The sequence below is a fragment of the Streptomyces sp. ADI95-17 genome (assembly GCF_003846175.1).
Taxonomy (GTDB): domain Bacteria; phylum Actinomycetota; class Actinomycetes; order Streptomycetales; family Streptomycetaceae; genus Streptomyces; species Streptomyces sanglieri.
In genome coordinates this window covers 577,962-591,690 of record NZ_ML123044.1, presented here as the reverse complement: position 1 = coordinate 591,690, position 13,729 = coordinate 577,962, and the positions used below count along the sequence as shown (strand labels likewise).

General features: G+C 73.5%; 8 protein-coding genes. All 8 read left to right on the top strand.

Features of this window, described 5'->3' with window-relative positions; all coding sequences use genetic code 11:
• The first annotated feature begins 159 nt into the window (after positions 1-159).
• The 8 genes from EES42_RS02460 to fxsT all read left to right on the top strand — a co-directional run bounded on the left by EES42_RS02460 (position 160) and on the right by fxsT (position 13,718).
• Positions 160-705: a CU044_2847 family protein gene (locus EES42_RS02460; RefSeq protein WP_124716433.1), complete on the top strand. Its 546-nt coding sequence runs from the start codon at positions 160-162 to the stop codon at positions 703-705.
• Positions 702-2,768, top strand: coding sequence for a VMAP-C domain-containing protein (locus tag EES42_RS02455; RefSeq protein WP_241196208.1), 2,067 nt, complete (start codon positions 702-704; stop codon positions 2,766-2,768). The genes EES42_RS02460 and EES42_RS02455 overlap by 4 nt, the downstream gene beginning before the upstream one ends.
• An 89-nt stretch (positions 2,769-2,857) precedes the next feature.
• Entirely contained in the window at positions 2,858-3,889 is a 1,032-nt protein-coding gene (locus tag EES42_RS02450) for an AAA family ATPase (protein ID WP_124716432.1), read from the top strand.
• 7 nt (positions 3,890-3,896) lie between these two features.
• Positions 3,897-7,376, top strand: a complete 3,480-nt coding sequence (locus EES42_RS02445; protein ID WP_164495149.1) for an SAV_2336 N-terminal domain-related protein — start codon at positions 3,897-3,899, stop codon at positions 7,374-7,376.
• Positions 7,377-7,629: 253 nt separating this feature from the next.
• Positions 7,630-7,839, top strand: coding sequence for an FxSxx-COOH cyclophane-containing RiPP peptide (gene fxsA, locus EES42_RS02440; RefSeq protein ID WP_124716431.1), 210 nt, complete (start codon positions 7,630-7,632; stop codon positions 7,837-7,839).
• 249 nt (positions 7,840-8,088) lie between these two features.
• Positions 8,089-9,234, top strand: a complete 1,146-nt coding sequence (locus tag EES42_RS02435) for an FxsB family cyclophane-forming radical SAM/SPASM peptide maturase (RefSeq protein WP_124717364.1) — start codon at positions 8,089-8,091, stop codon at positions 9,232-9,234.
• Complete coding sequence (locus EES42_RS02430; RefSeq protein WP_124716430.1) at positions 9,231-10,634, top strand: aKG-HExxH-type peptide beta-hydroxylase; 1,404 nt, start codon at positions 9,231-9,233, stop codon at positions 10,632-10,634. The genes EES42_RS02435 and EES42_RS02430 overlap by 4 nt, the downstream gene beginning before the upstream one ends.
• A 90-nt stretch (positions 10,635-10,724) precedes the next feature.
• Complete coding sequence (fxsT, locus tag EES42_RS02425) at positions 10,725-13,718, top strand: FxSxx-COOH system tetratricopeptide repeat protein (RefSeq protein ID WP_124716429.1); 2,994 nt, start codon at positions 10,725-10,727, stop codon at positions 13,716-13,718.
• Positions 13,719-13,729 lie beyond the last annotated feature (11 nt).

Here is a 13,729-nt window from a genome sequence, read left to right as displayed (position 1 = left end):
TGCTCCGAGACCCGTCCGGACCGGCCCGCACCACCCCCGCGATCCCGCCGAGAACCGGCCGGCGCCACCCCCGCGTCCTGGTCCGTGTACCCGTCCATGTACCTCGCATCGGACGCGGACTGCCGTTAGCCTGCGGGTAGTTGGGGAACGGGGGGTTTCATGGGTGACAGCGACGCCCGTATTACGCGCATTGAGATGCCCGACGGTACGGAGGTCTGGGCGCGGATCTCCGGAGCCGAGGAGCTGGCGCAGCCCGGATCGGGCCCGTCGTTCACGGACATCGGCGCCGGGAACATCGCCGATCGGGTGCAGGCCCGGGTCGAGAGCCTGCAAGGGGTCGTGACCAGCGTGGCGCGTTCGCTCGCCGAGCCGCTGCGGTCCGTGCGGCCCGACGAGGTGAGCGTCGAGTTCGGCATCGAGCTCACCGCGAAGTCCGGCAAGGTCGTCGGGCTGCTCGCGGACGGCGAGGCCAAGGGGTCGATCAAGGTCACGCTGACGTGGAACGGCGGCGGGCCGCCGCTCGACCCACCCGCCGATCCCGCACCCTTGGCCCCGCCCGCTCCGTCAGTCCCGCCCGTTCCCTCCGTCCCGCCCGCACCCTCCGCTCCCGCGGTGCGGCCCGCCACCGATCCGGCCGCCGGGGCATCCACCGGCGCACCGGCGCATACGGGCGGCACCGCGCCGGACGACGGAAGCGGATCGTGACGCAGCCACCGGGCGGGGGCGCGTGGCAGGGGCCGAACGGGGCGGAATCCGCGCTGATGAGCCTCGTGAAGGACGCGACGGTGCGCATCCATCGTCCGGAGCCCGGGTATGCCCCTGAAGGATCCGACGGCGACTTCCTGGGGAGCGGCTTCTTCATCGCTCCCAGCTGGGTCCTCACGTGCGCGCACGTGGCGATGGAGGGGAGGGGGCGTCAGGTGAACGTGGTCTACAAGACCGCTCGCGGCGGCGATGCCGTCCGGGTCGGGGGCACGGTCGTGGCGGCCCTGCCCGAGGAACGGCCCGGCACGGGCGGCTGGCCGGCCCCCGATCTCGCGCTCATCCAGCTGGTCCGGCCCGTCGAACACCCCTGCGTGTACCTCAGCGAGCGCTCCACGGGCATGAACCGCGGCGCGTACTACTTCGCGGGCTGGGCGGCCGGCGGAGCGGGGGCGCTCAAGCGGCTCGGCCGGGAGTGCCGGGTGGTGGGCACCGTCGACGACTGGGCCGACGGCGACGAACAGGTGCTGATCGAGGCGAGCCAGCTGTACGCGGGCATGTCCGGCGGACCCGTGGTCGACCTGGCCCGGGGCGAGGTCGTCGGCGTACTCAAGTCGCGCTCCACCGACACCGACGGCGGTACGGCGATCGGCGTGGAGCGGCTGCGCACGCTGCCCGTGCCGGTCCGGGCCGCCACGGCCGAGTCAGACGACCCGTACCAAGCCGTGTTCCACGCCCATGACCGCTACCACGCCGACCGGCACAACAACCCCGTGGACGACGAGGAGACCTGGGCGGACGTCCAGCGGGACCTGGGCACCGTGGCGGGCCCGGCGCTCACCCCGCAGCAGCGCGTCGACCTGCTGGGGCGGCTCGCCAAGCTCCCTCCGCCGGTCAGCACCCGCAGCCTGCTCGACATCCTCGGCGACCTCGGGTACGGATACCGGACCGTCGGCGTCCCGGCCCCCCGGGGCTGGCGCGACGGGCTGGGCGTCCTGTACGACGCACGCGAGGGCGACGAGGCGCTGGAGCGCATCCTGCGCTACTGCATGAGCGCCATCTCCGCCGAACGCCCCTATGTGGTGCCCTCCACCCGGCTCGCCGAGGACGCCCTGTGGGACTGGGTGCGGGAGACCGCGGAGGACCGGCTGCGGCGGCCGTTCCGCCGCGAGATGGCCAGGCTCCGGAACCAGGGCAGGTACGCCCCGGGCACCGAGCACCTGCGGACACCCGAACCGGCCGACGAGCCGGTCCGGCCACCGAAGGCCCCCACATTCGTCGTGCTCCATCTGGAGCCCCGCGCGTGGCAGCCGGACCACTACGACTGGCGGGTCGTCGCCCGCCTCTCGGCCGTCGATCTGCCCGTCACCGAGAACTACCAGGGCACCAGGTCCGACGAGCTCCCGGCCAGGCTCGGCGCCTCCCTCGGGAAGGCGTTCCGGATGTGCGACGAGCCCGACAACCCCGCGATCCTCCAGGTCGTGGTGCCCTCGGCGCTGCTCGACCTGGAGGTCGAGAAGTGGCAGCTGCCCGCGGACAGCCTGCCCCTCGGAGTCCTGCGGCCGGTGGTCGTGCGGTGCGCGGACAGCGGCCCCGGCCCGTCCGACGACGCGGACCTGGAGCACGAAGCGCGCTGGAACCGCCTCCGCCGCGGCCCGACCCGGGCCGCCGTCCTCGACTGCGACGACGAAATGCGGGTACCCGTGCCGGTGACGGCGAAGCTGCGCGGACTGCCGTACGAGACCGTCCCGGTCCTCTGCAGGTACGGCGGCCGGCACGACACCCAGAGCGTCGTGGGGTTCGCGCGGGTGCTCGACGCCGGGTTCGGCGTGGTCCTGTGGCGGCGCCCGAGGGCCGAACGGCCGGCGTCCTGCACGGAGTTCCATCTCCGGGTCGTCGACACGGTCGACGGGGCGGTGGTGGCCGACCGGCTTCCGAGGAAGATCCAGGAGCTGAGGAAAGGGGTGCGTGAGGGCCGCCCCGACATGTTCTGGTCGGACGGCATCGCACTGGTCTACGGAGACCCGCAACCGCCCCCGACCGACCCGTTGTTGCAAGCCCCGTGAATCCCCTTACGAGGGTTGTCCCGGATGACTACGGTGAACCACGTTCGACTGCTGCCCCTGGCCGGACGAGTGATGACGAGGAACACGTTATGAGTGAACCCAGCGAGTGGCTCATCTACCGAGGGGCCGGCGAACCGCACGAAGGCATCAGGCAGTTGCCCCCGCCGCCGCCCTGGCGCGACTTCGCGAGCCGTGGCGCCCCGGCCCCCGACGGGCCCGACGGCGACGGCTCCGCCGACCGGCGTCTCGGCGGCCACCGGCACATCGCCGAACTCCACCGGCCGGGCGCCGAGGAGCTCGAAATGATCAACGCCGCGCTCTATCTGCGGCGTCCGCTGCTGGTCACCGGCACACCCGGCGCCGGAAAGAGCACCCTGGCCCACTCGGTCGCCCACGAGCTGGGGCTCGGCCGGGTGCTGCGCTGGCCGATCGTGAGCCGGACGACGCTGCTGGACGGCCTGTACCACTACGATGCGATCGCCCGGCTCCAGGACGTACAGATCGCCGCGCACAGCGCAGCGGCCGACCCGGACGGGGCCCGCGCCGCGGACGACGTGGGCAGCTACATCCGGCTCGGACCGCTCGGCACCGCACTGCTGCCCTCGGACCGGCCCCGGGTGCTGCTCATCGACGAGCTGGACAAGAGCGACATCGATCTGCCGAACGACCTGCTGAACGTGCTGGAGGAGGGCGAGTTCGGCATTCCCGAGCTGGAGCGGATCGCCGACCGGCTGCCCGACGGAGAGGCGCAGGTCCTCGACGACGACGGCAACAAGGTGACGGTGCGGGGCGGCCGGGTGCAGTGCACTGCCTTCCCGTTCGTGGTGCTCACCAGCAACGGGGAACGGGACTTCCCGGCGCCCCTGATGCGCCGCTGCATCCACCTGGAGCTCGGACGCCCCGACCACCAGCGCCTCGCGACCTTCGTACGCGCCCATCTCGGCGACGAGGCGGCGCGCTCCGGGGACGACCTCATCGCCCACTTCCTGGAGCGGTCCCGCAGCGAACTCCTGGCCACGGACCAGCTGTTGAACGCGATCTACCTCACCGACGCCGCGGCCCCGGCCGGCCGCGACCGCCTCGCGGACCTGCTCATCCAGCGACTCGACCGGCCGAGGTGATGTGCTGATGGCGGGCGCCGGCGCACGACACGGACCGGACGGCGAACACCACGACGGCGACGGCCGCGGCACGGGTACCGGAGCCGCCCCCGACGACGCGGGGCTCTACCCCGCCCTCGTGGCGCGGCTGCGTGAGGCAGGGCTCGACCCCGACGTCGAGCAGCTGCGCGACGCGCTCTGGCTGGCCCGCTGGGCCCGCCACCCGGACGCGCCACCGGCGGATGCCGAGGGGCAGGGGTACGTTCCGGCCGTCCACCTCCCCCCGGAGCGCCCGGACGGGCGGCCCGACGCCCCCGACCCCGCGCCCGACGCCGTGAAGCCCGCGCGCGACGTGCCGGGTGACGAGCCCCTGCCGAGGGCGGACCCGGGGGACCCTGACCAGCGGATCACGCTCTACCCCGTATCACGTACCGGCCCCTCCGCCCGTGCCCGCTCCGGCGGCGGCCCGACCGGTACGGGGACGGGCGGTGCACGGAGGGGGCGTACGGCCGAGCTCACCTTCGGCGTGCCCGCCGCCCCGGCGCTGCCCGCCCCCCTCGAACTCCAGCGGGCACTACGACCGTTGCAGCGCTACCACCCCGCCTCGCCGCCCCTGCGCAACACCCTCGACGAGACCGCCACCGCCGAACTCAGCGCCCGCGCCGGGGGGTTGATCATCCCGGTGTTCCGAGGTGTGTCCCGGGGCGAGGCGGTCCTGCAGTGCGTCATGGACGCCTCGTCCTCGATGCTGGTGTGGGACCGGATGTTCGGTGAACTCCAGCAGATATTCGGCCAGTTGGGAGCATTCCGGGACGTCCAGGTGCGCTATCTGCACCAGGGCCCGGACGGCGCGGCCGCGGTGAGCCGCAGTCCCGACCCGGCCGCGGCGCCGCTGAACTCCGCGGACCGGCTGAGCGATCCGACCGGCCGCCGCGTCACCGTCCTGGTCAGCGACTGCGCCGGCCCGCTCTGGCACAGCGGCCGGGCCCACCGGCTGCTGCACCAGCTGGCCGCGCAGGCCCCGGCCGCCGTGCTCCAGCCGCTGCCGCAACGGATGTGGAGCCGCACCAGGCTGCCGGTCACCTACGGTTCGCTGTCCCGGGGCGACGGCCCCGGCGGAGCCGCCGTGCTCAAGGTGGTGGAGCAGCCGGGCATGGGCCCGGCCGTGCACCCCGGCGCCCTCGCCGTACCCGTACTCCCGCCGGTGGAAGGAGCGTTGGCGGCCTGGGCGAGACTGCTCTCCGGTACCGGATCGGGGCAGATCTCCGGTGCGGTCGGCTGGGTGCGGGCCGATCAGCCGGCGGCGGCCGCGCAGCGGGCCGGCGAAGGACTCTCCTCGCTCCAGCTGGTCAGCCGCTTCCGCTCGGCGGCCTCACCGACCGCCGGGCAACTGGCCGTCTACCTCGCGGCGGCCCCGCTGCACCTCCCGGTGATGCAGCTGGTGCAACGCACGATGCTGCCTCACTCGGGCCCTTCCGAACTCGCCGAGGTGCTGCTCAGCGGACTGCTGATGCGCGGCAGGGACGAGGACGGCGGGGAGCACGACGGCCAGTGGTACGAATTCGTGCCCGGAGTCCGGGAGGCGCTGCTCGGCCCGCTGGGCCGCGGCGAGGCACTGCTCGTGCTCAAGCACTGTTCGCAGTACATCGAGCAGCGGTTCGGGAAGGGCGGGCCGAACTTCCCCGCCCTGGCCTTCGCCCAGCTCGGCGAACGCCCGCGCGCACGCGGATACCTGCCGACACCGGCCGGTTCCGGCGTGGGCCCCTCCGAGAACGGCGCATCCGACGGGGAGATCGAGGAGGGTGGTGAGAGCGGGGAGGGCGACGCAAGCGGCGGGTCGCGCGTCCCCCACCCCTTCGCCGAGGTCGCGGTCCGCGTACTGGAGCGTTTCATGCCCCTGCCCGAGCAGTTCGTGACGCAGACCGGACGCGGTGGCCGCCCGGGCCCCGTCCAGACCTCGCACGCGGCGGTGGAGAGCGCCCGCGCCCTCTTGCGGCAGTTCGAGTCGGACAGCATGGTGCAGTACCTCATCGACGCCGTGCAGCTGCTGCGCGGCGCCGCCGAACGCGAGGAGCAGCCGGGCACCGACCCCGGGCTGTGGGCGGAGTACTCCCGCTGCGTGCTGCGGCTGTGGGAGGTCCAGGGCGACGCCGAACTGCTCCGCGAGGCCGAGTACGCCGCCGAAAGGGCCGCCGCGCAACCCGCCGCGGTCCGCGAACGGGCCGTACTGGCCAAGGTGTTGCACGCCGCGGCCGACGACCGGCGGCGGCGCGGTGACCGGCGCGGCGCACTGGAGCTGCTGCGCCGCGCCGACCGCGAGTACACGGCCGCCTGCTCGGCCCCCGGCCTGGACCCGGCCGAGGCCCTCCGGCTGACCCTGGAGCGGGTCCGGGCCCTGGAGGCGCAGTGGCGGCTCGACGGCGACACCGCCCTGCTCCAGGCCGCGTGCGGGATGCTGGAGGCGTTCGCCGATGTCTGGCCCGACCAGGAGAACCGCCCCACCACCCTGCCGCTGGCGCACGGACGGACCCTGCTGAAGCTGGCCGGTGCCACCGCCGACCCCGAACAGTCCCGGGTCTACGCGGGCCAGGCCGCCCGCTCCCTGCGCACCGCCTTCGAACAGGGCGGCGGCCGGCACACCCTCGGCACCGAGGTACGCATCCTGCTCGACCTGGTGGACGCCCTGCTCGGCTCCGGCGAGGAGCCGGACGAGGCCGCGACACTCGTCGAGCAGGCCCTGGCGACCGTACGCGACCAGCGGCAGCTCGCCACGCTCCGGATCAGGGCGGGCAGGATCCACGTCGCCCGGTACGAGCACACCGGAGAGCCGGACGAACTCGTGGCCGCCGCCGACCGGTTCGCCCACGCCGCACGGGGCGTACCCCGCGACTCGCGGGCCCACGCCGACCTGCTCGCCGAATGGGGCGGCACCCTGCTGCGCCGGGCCCGGCTGCCGGACGGCCGCCCGCACATCGGCGCCGCGATCCGGGTGCTGCGCGACTGCCGTACGGAGACGCCCGCGGGCAGCACCCGCCAGGCCGGGCGGCTCCTGATGCTGGGCCGCGCGCTGATGCTCCGGCACCGCGCCACCGAGGACCGGGTCGACCTCCGCGAGGCCGAGCACCTCTTCGGCCTCGCGGCGCAGGAGGCGGCCGACCCGCTGACCGAGGCGAACTGCTGGCTGGAACTGGGCCGCTCCCACCTCGACGCCGCCCGGGTGCTCCGACGCCCGGCCCGGCTCGACGAGGCGGCCGAGGCGTTCCGCGGCGCGGCGGAGGCGGCGGGCGCGGCGGAAGAGGAGCTGGACAGCCCGCAACAGATCTGGCAAGCAGTCGAGTTGGGGGCCACGGCCAACCACTGGCGGGGTATGACGTACGAGAGAGCGGGACGCCCCCGGGCGGCCCGCGAGGCATACCGGGCTGCCCGCCAGGAATGGCGCAAGCTGCCGGACGGCGGCGGATCCGCGGGCGAGTCGACCGCCGGGCGGCTGGCGGAGCTGGAGCGCTGAGAGACCACCCGGCAGCCTCTGAGGGGGAGGCGGACGGCGTGAGGAGTGCCGCCACCGTGTGACCGGCGTACGACCGGCTCCGGTGGACGGCACGCCCGGCAAGGCGTAGCCCGGGTCCTGCGGGGCATCCGTACATTGGCGGCCGGTACGCGGGATCCGTGTCGGCGCACAGACCATCAGGTACGCGGGCCCGACCGGGCGCTCAAGGGCGAGCGCACCGGCTCGGGCGCGAGGGGTGTTACGGGGAGGCGTGATGAGCGAGACGGTGCACAAGGACATCCCGGACGGCGTTCCGCCGGGTGTTCCGTCCGGCGGACCGGACGCGCTGCCGGACCTGCTGGCGCTCGATCTGGAGTCGCTGCGGACACTGGACCATCCGGTGCTCGCCGAGGTCGTCGCGGATCTGCGCGGCCGGGTCGAACAGCCGCGGGAGATGCTGTGGGGGTTCAACAACTCCTTCTGACGCCCGCCGTCGCCCCCGCTCGCGGCCCGGCCCCGGGAGAAGGGTGCCGTGGCCGCACGATTCAGGTCCGGGGGCCCGGTTGAACAGGACATCGTGACAGGGCACGGGTTTGTCGCCGCCGCAGGCCAGGGATACTCGCCTCGGGGCGGCGACGGGGGCCGTGCCGGCGGATGCGAACGGCACGGGGGTGCGGGAGTGTCTCGACAGGCGACGCCGAAAACGCCCCCGTGCCCCGAAGACCACCGACTCCTGCCCGCCTTCGGGCAGTTCATCGTCAAGGTGCACGGCCGCTGCAATCTCGCCTGCCGCTACTGCTACCTCTACGCGGGCCCCGACCACACCTGGCGCGACCGCCCGGCCGCCGCCGCACCCGCCGTCCTGGACCGCACCGCACACCGCATCGCCGAACACGCGGCGGCCCACCGGCTGTCCGAGGCGGCCCTCGTCCTGCACGGCGGCGAACCCCTCCTCGCGGGCGCCGGCCGGCTGGCCGCCTTCGCCGACCGGGTACGCGCCCTGGCACCCGCCAGCTGCACCGTACACACCACCGTCCAGACCAACGCGACGCTGCTCACCGAAGCACGCACGGCCACCCTCGCCCGGCACGGCATACGCATCGGCATCAGCCTCGACGGCGGCCTGGCCGCCCACAACACCCAGCGCACCGACCACGCGGGACGCCCCTCCTGGCCCGCCGCCTCGCGCGGCGCCCGGCTCCTCGCCGACCGCCACCCCGACGCCTACGCGGGCATCCTCACCGTCGTCGACCCGCGGACCGACCCGGTCGAGATGTACGAATCGCTGCTCGCCCTGCGCCCGCCGGCCCTGGACCTGCTGCTGCCGCACGGCAACTGGACGAACCCCCCACCGGGCCTGCCGCGCGCGGGCACCGCGTCCGGCCGCCCGACCCCGTACGGCGACTGGCTCACCACCGTCTTCGACCGCTGGTGGCGCGCCGGACGGCGGGAGACCCGGATCCGGCTCTTCGAGGAGTGCATCGCCCTGCTGCTGGGCCTGCCCGCCGCCACCGAATCGCTCGGTCTCGACCCCGTCGACGCGATCGTGGTCGAGACCGACGGGACGATCGAGCAGGTGGACTCCCTCAAGTCCGCCTACGACACCGCCGCCGCCACCGGCCTCGACATCTTCCGCCACACCTTCGACGACGCCCTGCGCCACCCCGGCGTCGCCGCCCGCCGGGCAGGCGCCGACGCGCTGGCCGCCACCTGCCGGGCCTGCCCGCTGCTGACCGTCTGCGGCGGCGGCCACTACGCACACCGCTACCGCGCAGAGAACGGCTTCGCCAACCCGTCCGTCTACTGCGCCGACCTCGAACGGCTGGTACGCCATGTCGCGGCCCGGCTGTCCGACGCAACCGCAGGAGAACGCCGATGATCCCCCCACTCCCGGACCACATGCTGTGTCAACTCGGCCGCACCGAGGGCGACGCCGACACCCTGCGCGTACTCGTACGCGATCAGGACACCCGCCGGCTCGTACTGCTGCGGGCCCTGCTCGACGCGGCCGGGGCGGCCCCCACGACCGTCTGCCCGCCCCGGGCCCTCGACCGCCTCCGCCAGGACTGGGCCCTGCTGGAGAAGGCCGAACGCGCCGACCGGACCGCCGTACGCACCGTGCTGCTGCACCCCCTCGTGGGCCCCTGGGCGCAGCGCTGCCTGCGCGGCCTCGCCGGCCCCGGCCCCGGGTCCGGCACCGCCCCCGAACTCCGGGCAGATCTCCACCACTTGAGCGCCCTGGCGGCGGCAGCCGCGATCCGTGCCGGAATCCCGTTCACGACCCGGCTCACCGCACACGACGGGCTCCTGCCGCTGCCCACCCTGGGCGCCCTGCGCACGGCCCACGAAGCGTCCGGAACGGTCGATGTCACCTTCCGCGACGGCGAACTGACGCTGCACGACCTGTCTGCCGGGCCGCCCCTGGTCGCGCGCACACACCCGGACGGAACGACCGGGTCGGCCGACCCGCGCTGGCTGCCGGTGCTCGCCCTGCCCGCAGTGCAGCACGGCATCGGCCCCGTACCCCTGGACGACGTGGATCCGTACCGCACCGACGGCCGCGGACCGCAGCCGCACGGGCTGAGCACCGCCACCCGCGTCGACGACCACGCGCGCAAGACCTGGGCCGAGTCCTGGGCCGCGGTGGCACCCCTGCTCCGCATCGGCGGCGAGCACCGGCTCACCGAAGTGGCGGTCCTGCTGCGCTGCCTGGTCCCGCTCGGCCCGCCACCCGGTTCCGGGCCCGCGGGCGACAGCGCGGCACACTGCAGCGGCACCAGGCGGGAAGCGTTCGGCGCCGTCCTCAGCAGCAGGCCGGCCACCCCCGCCCACTTCGCCTCCACCCTCGTCCACGAACTCCAGCACACCAAGCTGTCCGCGCTCTGCGCCCTCGTACCGCTGCACCACGAGGACGCCGAACCGCGCCACTTCGCCCCCTGGCGCCGCGACCCCCGCCCCTTCGACGGCCTCCTCCAGGGCGCCTACTCGCACCTCGCGCTCGCCGACTACTGGCAGCGGTTCGCCCTCGGCGCGCGACGCGTCACCCACCGCGGCCTGGCCTGGGCCGAGCACGCCCGATGCCGCGAACAGGTCGGCGCCGTACTCCCCGCACTGGCCGGATCGGCGGCGCTGACCCGCGAAGGCCGAATGCTCGTCAACGAGATGATCGCGCTCTACCACCGTCTGGACCATTGTCCGCCTCCTGCGGGGCACCTCGCGCGCGCGGAGGCGTACGTGGCCACCACCAAGGTGATATGGCAGCAGAGGAACGGCCCGTGAAGGCCGTGGCAGACCCCGGGATTGTCCGCCGGAACGACCAGGCTCCGGTGTATGTTGACAAAGCTCGAATCGAGGCAGGGAGACGGTTGAATGCCCGGAACGCGTAGGCAAGTTGGAGCAACCGGGGCGCAAACCGTCACCATCAGTTTCGCCGGATTCAACCGCGCCTGGGCGACCTGGATCGGGGACCGCCTGGAACGGCGCGGAGTGACGGTCGTCCAGCAGCGCTGGGACCCCCCGGTGGAGGTGCCGCTGGAGGAGTCGCTGCGCGACCTGACGCTCTCCAGGGGCCGCGTCCTGATGATCCTCAGCGACTGGTACTTCCAGCTCGGCCCGCGCAGCCACGACGAGTGGAACCGGGCGCTGCGCGAGGTCGTCGCCCCCGACCCGGACCGCTTCGCCGCGGTCTGCCTCACCACCTCGGCACTGCCCGGTGCCACCTCCGCCCTCGGCGCCGCCGACCTCACCAACGTCGGCGCCGACGAGGCCGAGCGGCGCCTCCTCGTCCGCCTGGGCCTTCCCACCGACCCGCTGCCCGAGCCGGTCGAGCACCGGCCGGGCCCCCGGTACCCGGCCGACACCCCCGAGGTGTGGGGCGGGGTGCCGCGGCGCAACACCCGGTTCACCGGGCGCGAGGAACTGCTGAACAAGACGTACCAGGCGCTCCAGGACGCCGGCTCCGGCGCCGGGGTCGTGGCGCTGTACGGCATGTCCGGCGCCGGCAAGACCCAGCTGGCCGCGGAGTACGTCTACCGCTTCGGCTCCGAGTACGACGTGGTCTGGTGGGTGCCCGCCGACCGGCGCGCGCTCTACCGTCAGCGGCTCGCCGAACTCGCCCCCGAACTGGGCCTGTCCACCGGCGTCGAGTACGGCGAGCGGCTGCGCGCGGTGCGCGACGCGCTGCGCCGCGGCGAACCGCACTCCCACTGGCTCCTCGTCCTCGACGGCGCCGACGAGCCGGAGAACATCTGGGACCTGGTGCCGACCGGCCCCGGACACGTCCTGATCACCTCGCGCAACCCGGAGTGGGGCGAGCACAACAGCAACCTCGTCGAGGTACCCGTCTACAGCAGGGACGAGTCGGTCGCCTTCGTCCGGCGCCGTGCCCCGCGCCTGAACCCTGCCGAGGCGGACCGGCTCGCCGAGGCGCTCGAAGACCTCCCGCTCCTCCTCGACCAGACCGCGGGCTGGCTGAACGACTCCGACCTGTCGGTCGAGGAGTACATCGAACTCCTGGAGGGCGGCATCGACCAGGACGTCGTCAAGGTCTCCGCGGACTTTCCGCTCGCCTTCCAGACCGCCTGGTCGATACTGCTGAACAAGCTCAAGGACACCGTCCCCGAGTCCGTCGACCTGCTCCGCCTGTGCAGCTTCTTCGCACCCGGCTCCATCCCCGTACGGCTGCTGAAGGAGATGCCGGCCGGCGAGCTGCCGGAACAGGTCTCCGGCCTGCTGAACGACCCGCTGCTGTGGAACAAGGCGATCGCCCAGCTCCGCCAGTACTCCGTGGTCCGGCTGGAGTCCCACGAGTCGGCCGTCGAAGAGGCGTCGTCCGGCGAATCGCTCTACATGCACCGCATGGTCCACCAGATCGTCGGCCACGACATGACGGAGCGGGACCGCAAGGAGTTCATCGACGTGGTCCGACGGGCGCTCGCCGCCGCGGACCCCGGCAGGCCCACCGACACCCGCCTGTGGCCCGCCTACGCCGAGATCACCCCGCACCTGAAATGGGCCGATGTGCTCCAGAGCAGCGACCCGGCGGTGCAGTCCCTGGTGCTCAACTGCCTGCGCTACATGTACCTCTCGGGGGAGTACCGGGCCGGCATCAAGCTGGGCGAACGCGCCATGCGGGCCTGGCGGGAACTCCTCGGCGAGGACCACCCCAGGATCTGGGACCTCAGCTACCACTACGCCAACCTGCTGCGGGCCGTCGGCGACTACGCCGGCACGGAGGCGATCGAACGCGCCGCCGTGGACCATCTGCGCACCGAGCGCGGCGTACAGGACCTGGAGCACCTGCGTGCCGCCGGGGGCCTCGCCGCCGACCTGCGCGGCCTAGGCCGGTACGACGAGGCGCTGGAGATGTCCGGCTGGGTCCTCGCCGCCTACCGCGAGCTGCTGGGCGACCAGGACTCGCGCACGCTCAACGCGCAGAACAACCTGGCCGTTTCGCTGCGGCTCCTCGGCCGGTACCAGGAGTCGCTGGACCTCAACCAGCGGACCCTGGAAGCCCGTCGGCAGTTCCTGGGCCAGCGTCACAACTGGACCCTGGCTTCCCAGACCAGCTACGCCATCGACCTGCGCCTGCTCGGCCGCTACAACGACGGGCTGTCGCTCCAGAACCAGAGCGCCGGGGTGCACCGACGGGTCCTGGGCCACGACAACCCGCAGACCCTGGCGGCCGAATACAACCTAGCGCTGTGCTACTACCGCTCGGGAGACCGCGCCAAGGCCTCGGCCCTGTTCACCCGGGTCCTGGAGCGGTGCGAACGCGTGCTGGGCGAGGACGATCCGCTGACCATGATGTTCGCGGCCGGCCAGAGCTGCTTCGCCCGCGAGCACGCGGACATCGACCAGGCCAGGGCCATAAGCGAGAAGGTCGTCGACGGCTACCTGAACATGCTCGGCGAGGAGCACCCCTTCGTGGCGGGAACACGGGCCAACCACGCCCTGATCCTGCGCAACGTGGGCGAGCGGGACCAGGCACACGCCCTCCTGGAAGGGGCCCTCGCCGCGTTGACGCAGGCCGTCGGCGAGTTCCATCCCTGGACCCTGGGATGCGCCATCAACGCCTCGGCGCTGCGCAACCTGGTGGGAGACCCGGAATCCGCGGCCGCACTGACGGACGCGGTCATCACCAGGGCCACCGAGACCCTCGGACGGACCCATCCGCTGACCCTCTCCGCCCGGATCGCCCACGCGGCGGACCTGCGTGGCGTACGGGAGAGGCAGCGGGCCGAGAAGGTCGAGAACGAGGCACTGGGCGACCTGGCGACCACCCTCGGCGCCCAGCACGTCCATACGGTCTCGGCCCGCTCGCGCAACCGCCCGTACTGGGACTTCGAGCCCCCGATCGTCTGAGAGCCTGCCGG

What these genes read in the sequence shown, in the direction of transcription:
- EES42_RS02460 (WP_124716433.1), top strand. Translation starts at nt 160, where the DNA reads ATGGGTGACAGCGACGCCCGTATTACGCGCATTGAGATGCCCGACGGT.
- EES42_RS02450 (WP_124716432.1), top strand. Translation starts at nt 2,858, where the DNA reads ATGAGTGAACCCAGCGAGTGGCTCATCTACCGAGGGGCCGGCGAACCG.
- EES42_RS02445 (WP_164495149.1), top strand. Translation starts at nt 3,897, where the DNA reads ATGGCGGGCGCCGGCGCACGACACGGACCGGACGGCGAACACCACGAC.
- fxsA (WP_124716431.1), top strand. Translation starts at nt 7,630, where the DNA reads ATGAGCGAGACGGTGCACAAGGACATCCCGGACGGCGTTCCGCCGGGT.
- EES42_RS02430 (WP_124716430.1), top strand. Translation starts at nt 9,231, where the DNA reads ATGATCCCCCCACTCCCGGACCACATGCTGTGTCAACTCGGCCGCACC.
- fxsT (WP_124716429.1), top strand. Translation starts at nt 10,725, where the DNA reads ATGCCCGGAACGCGTAGGCAAGTTGGAGCAACCGGGGCGCAAACCGTC.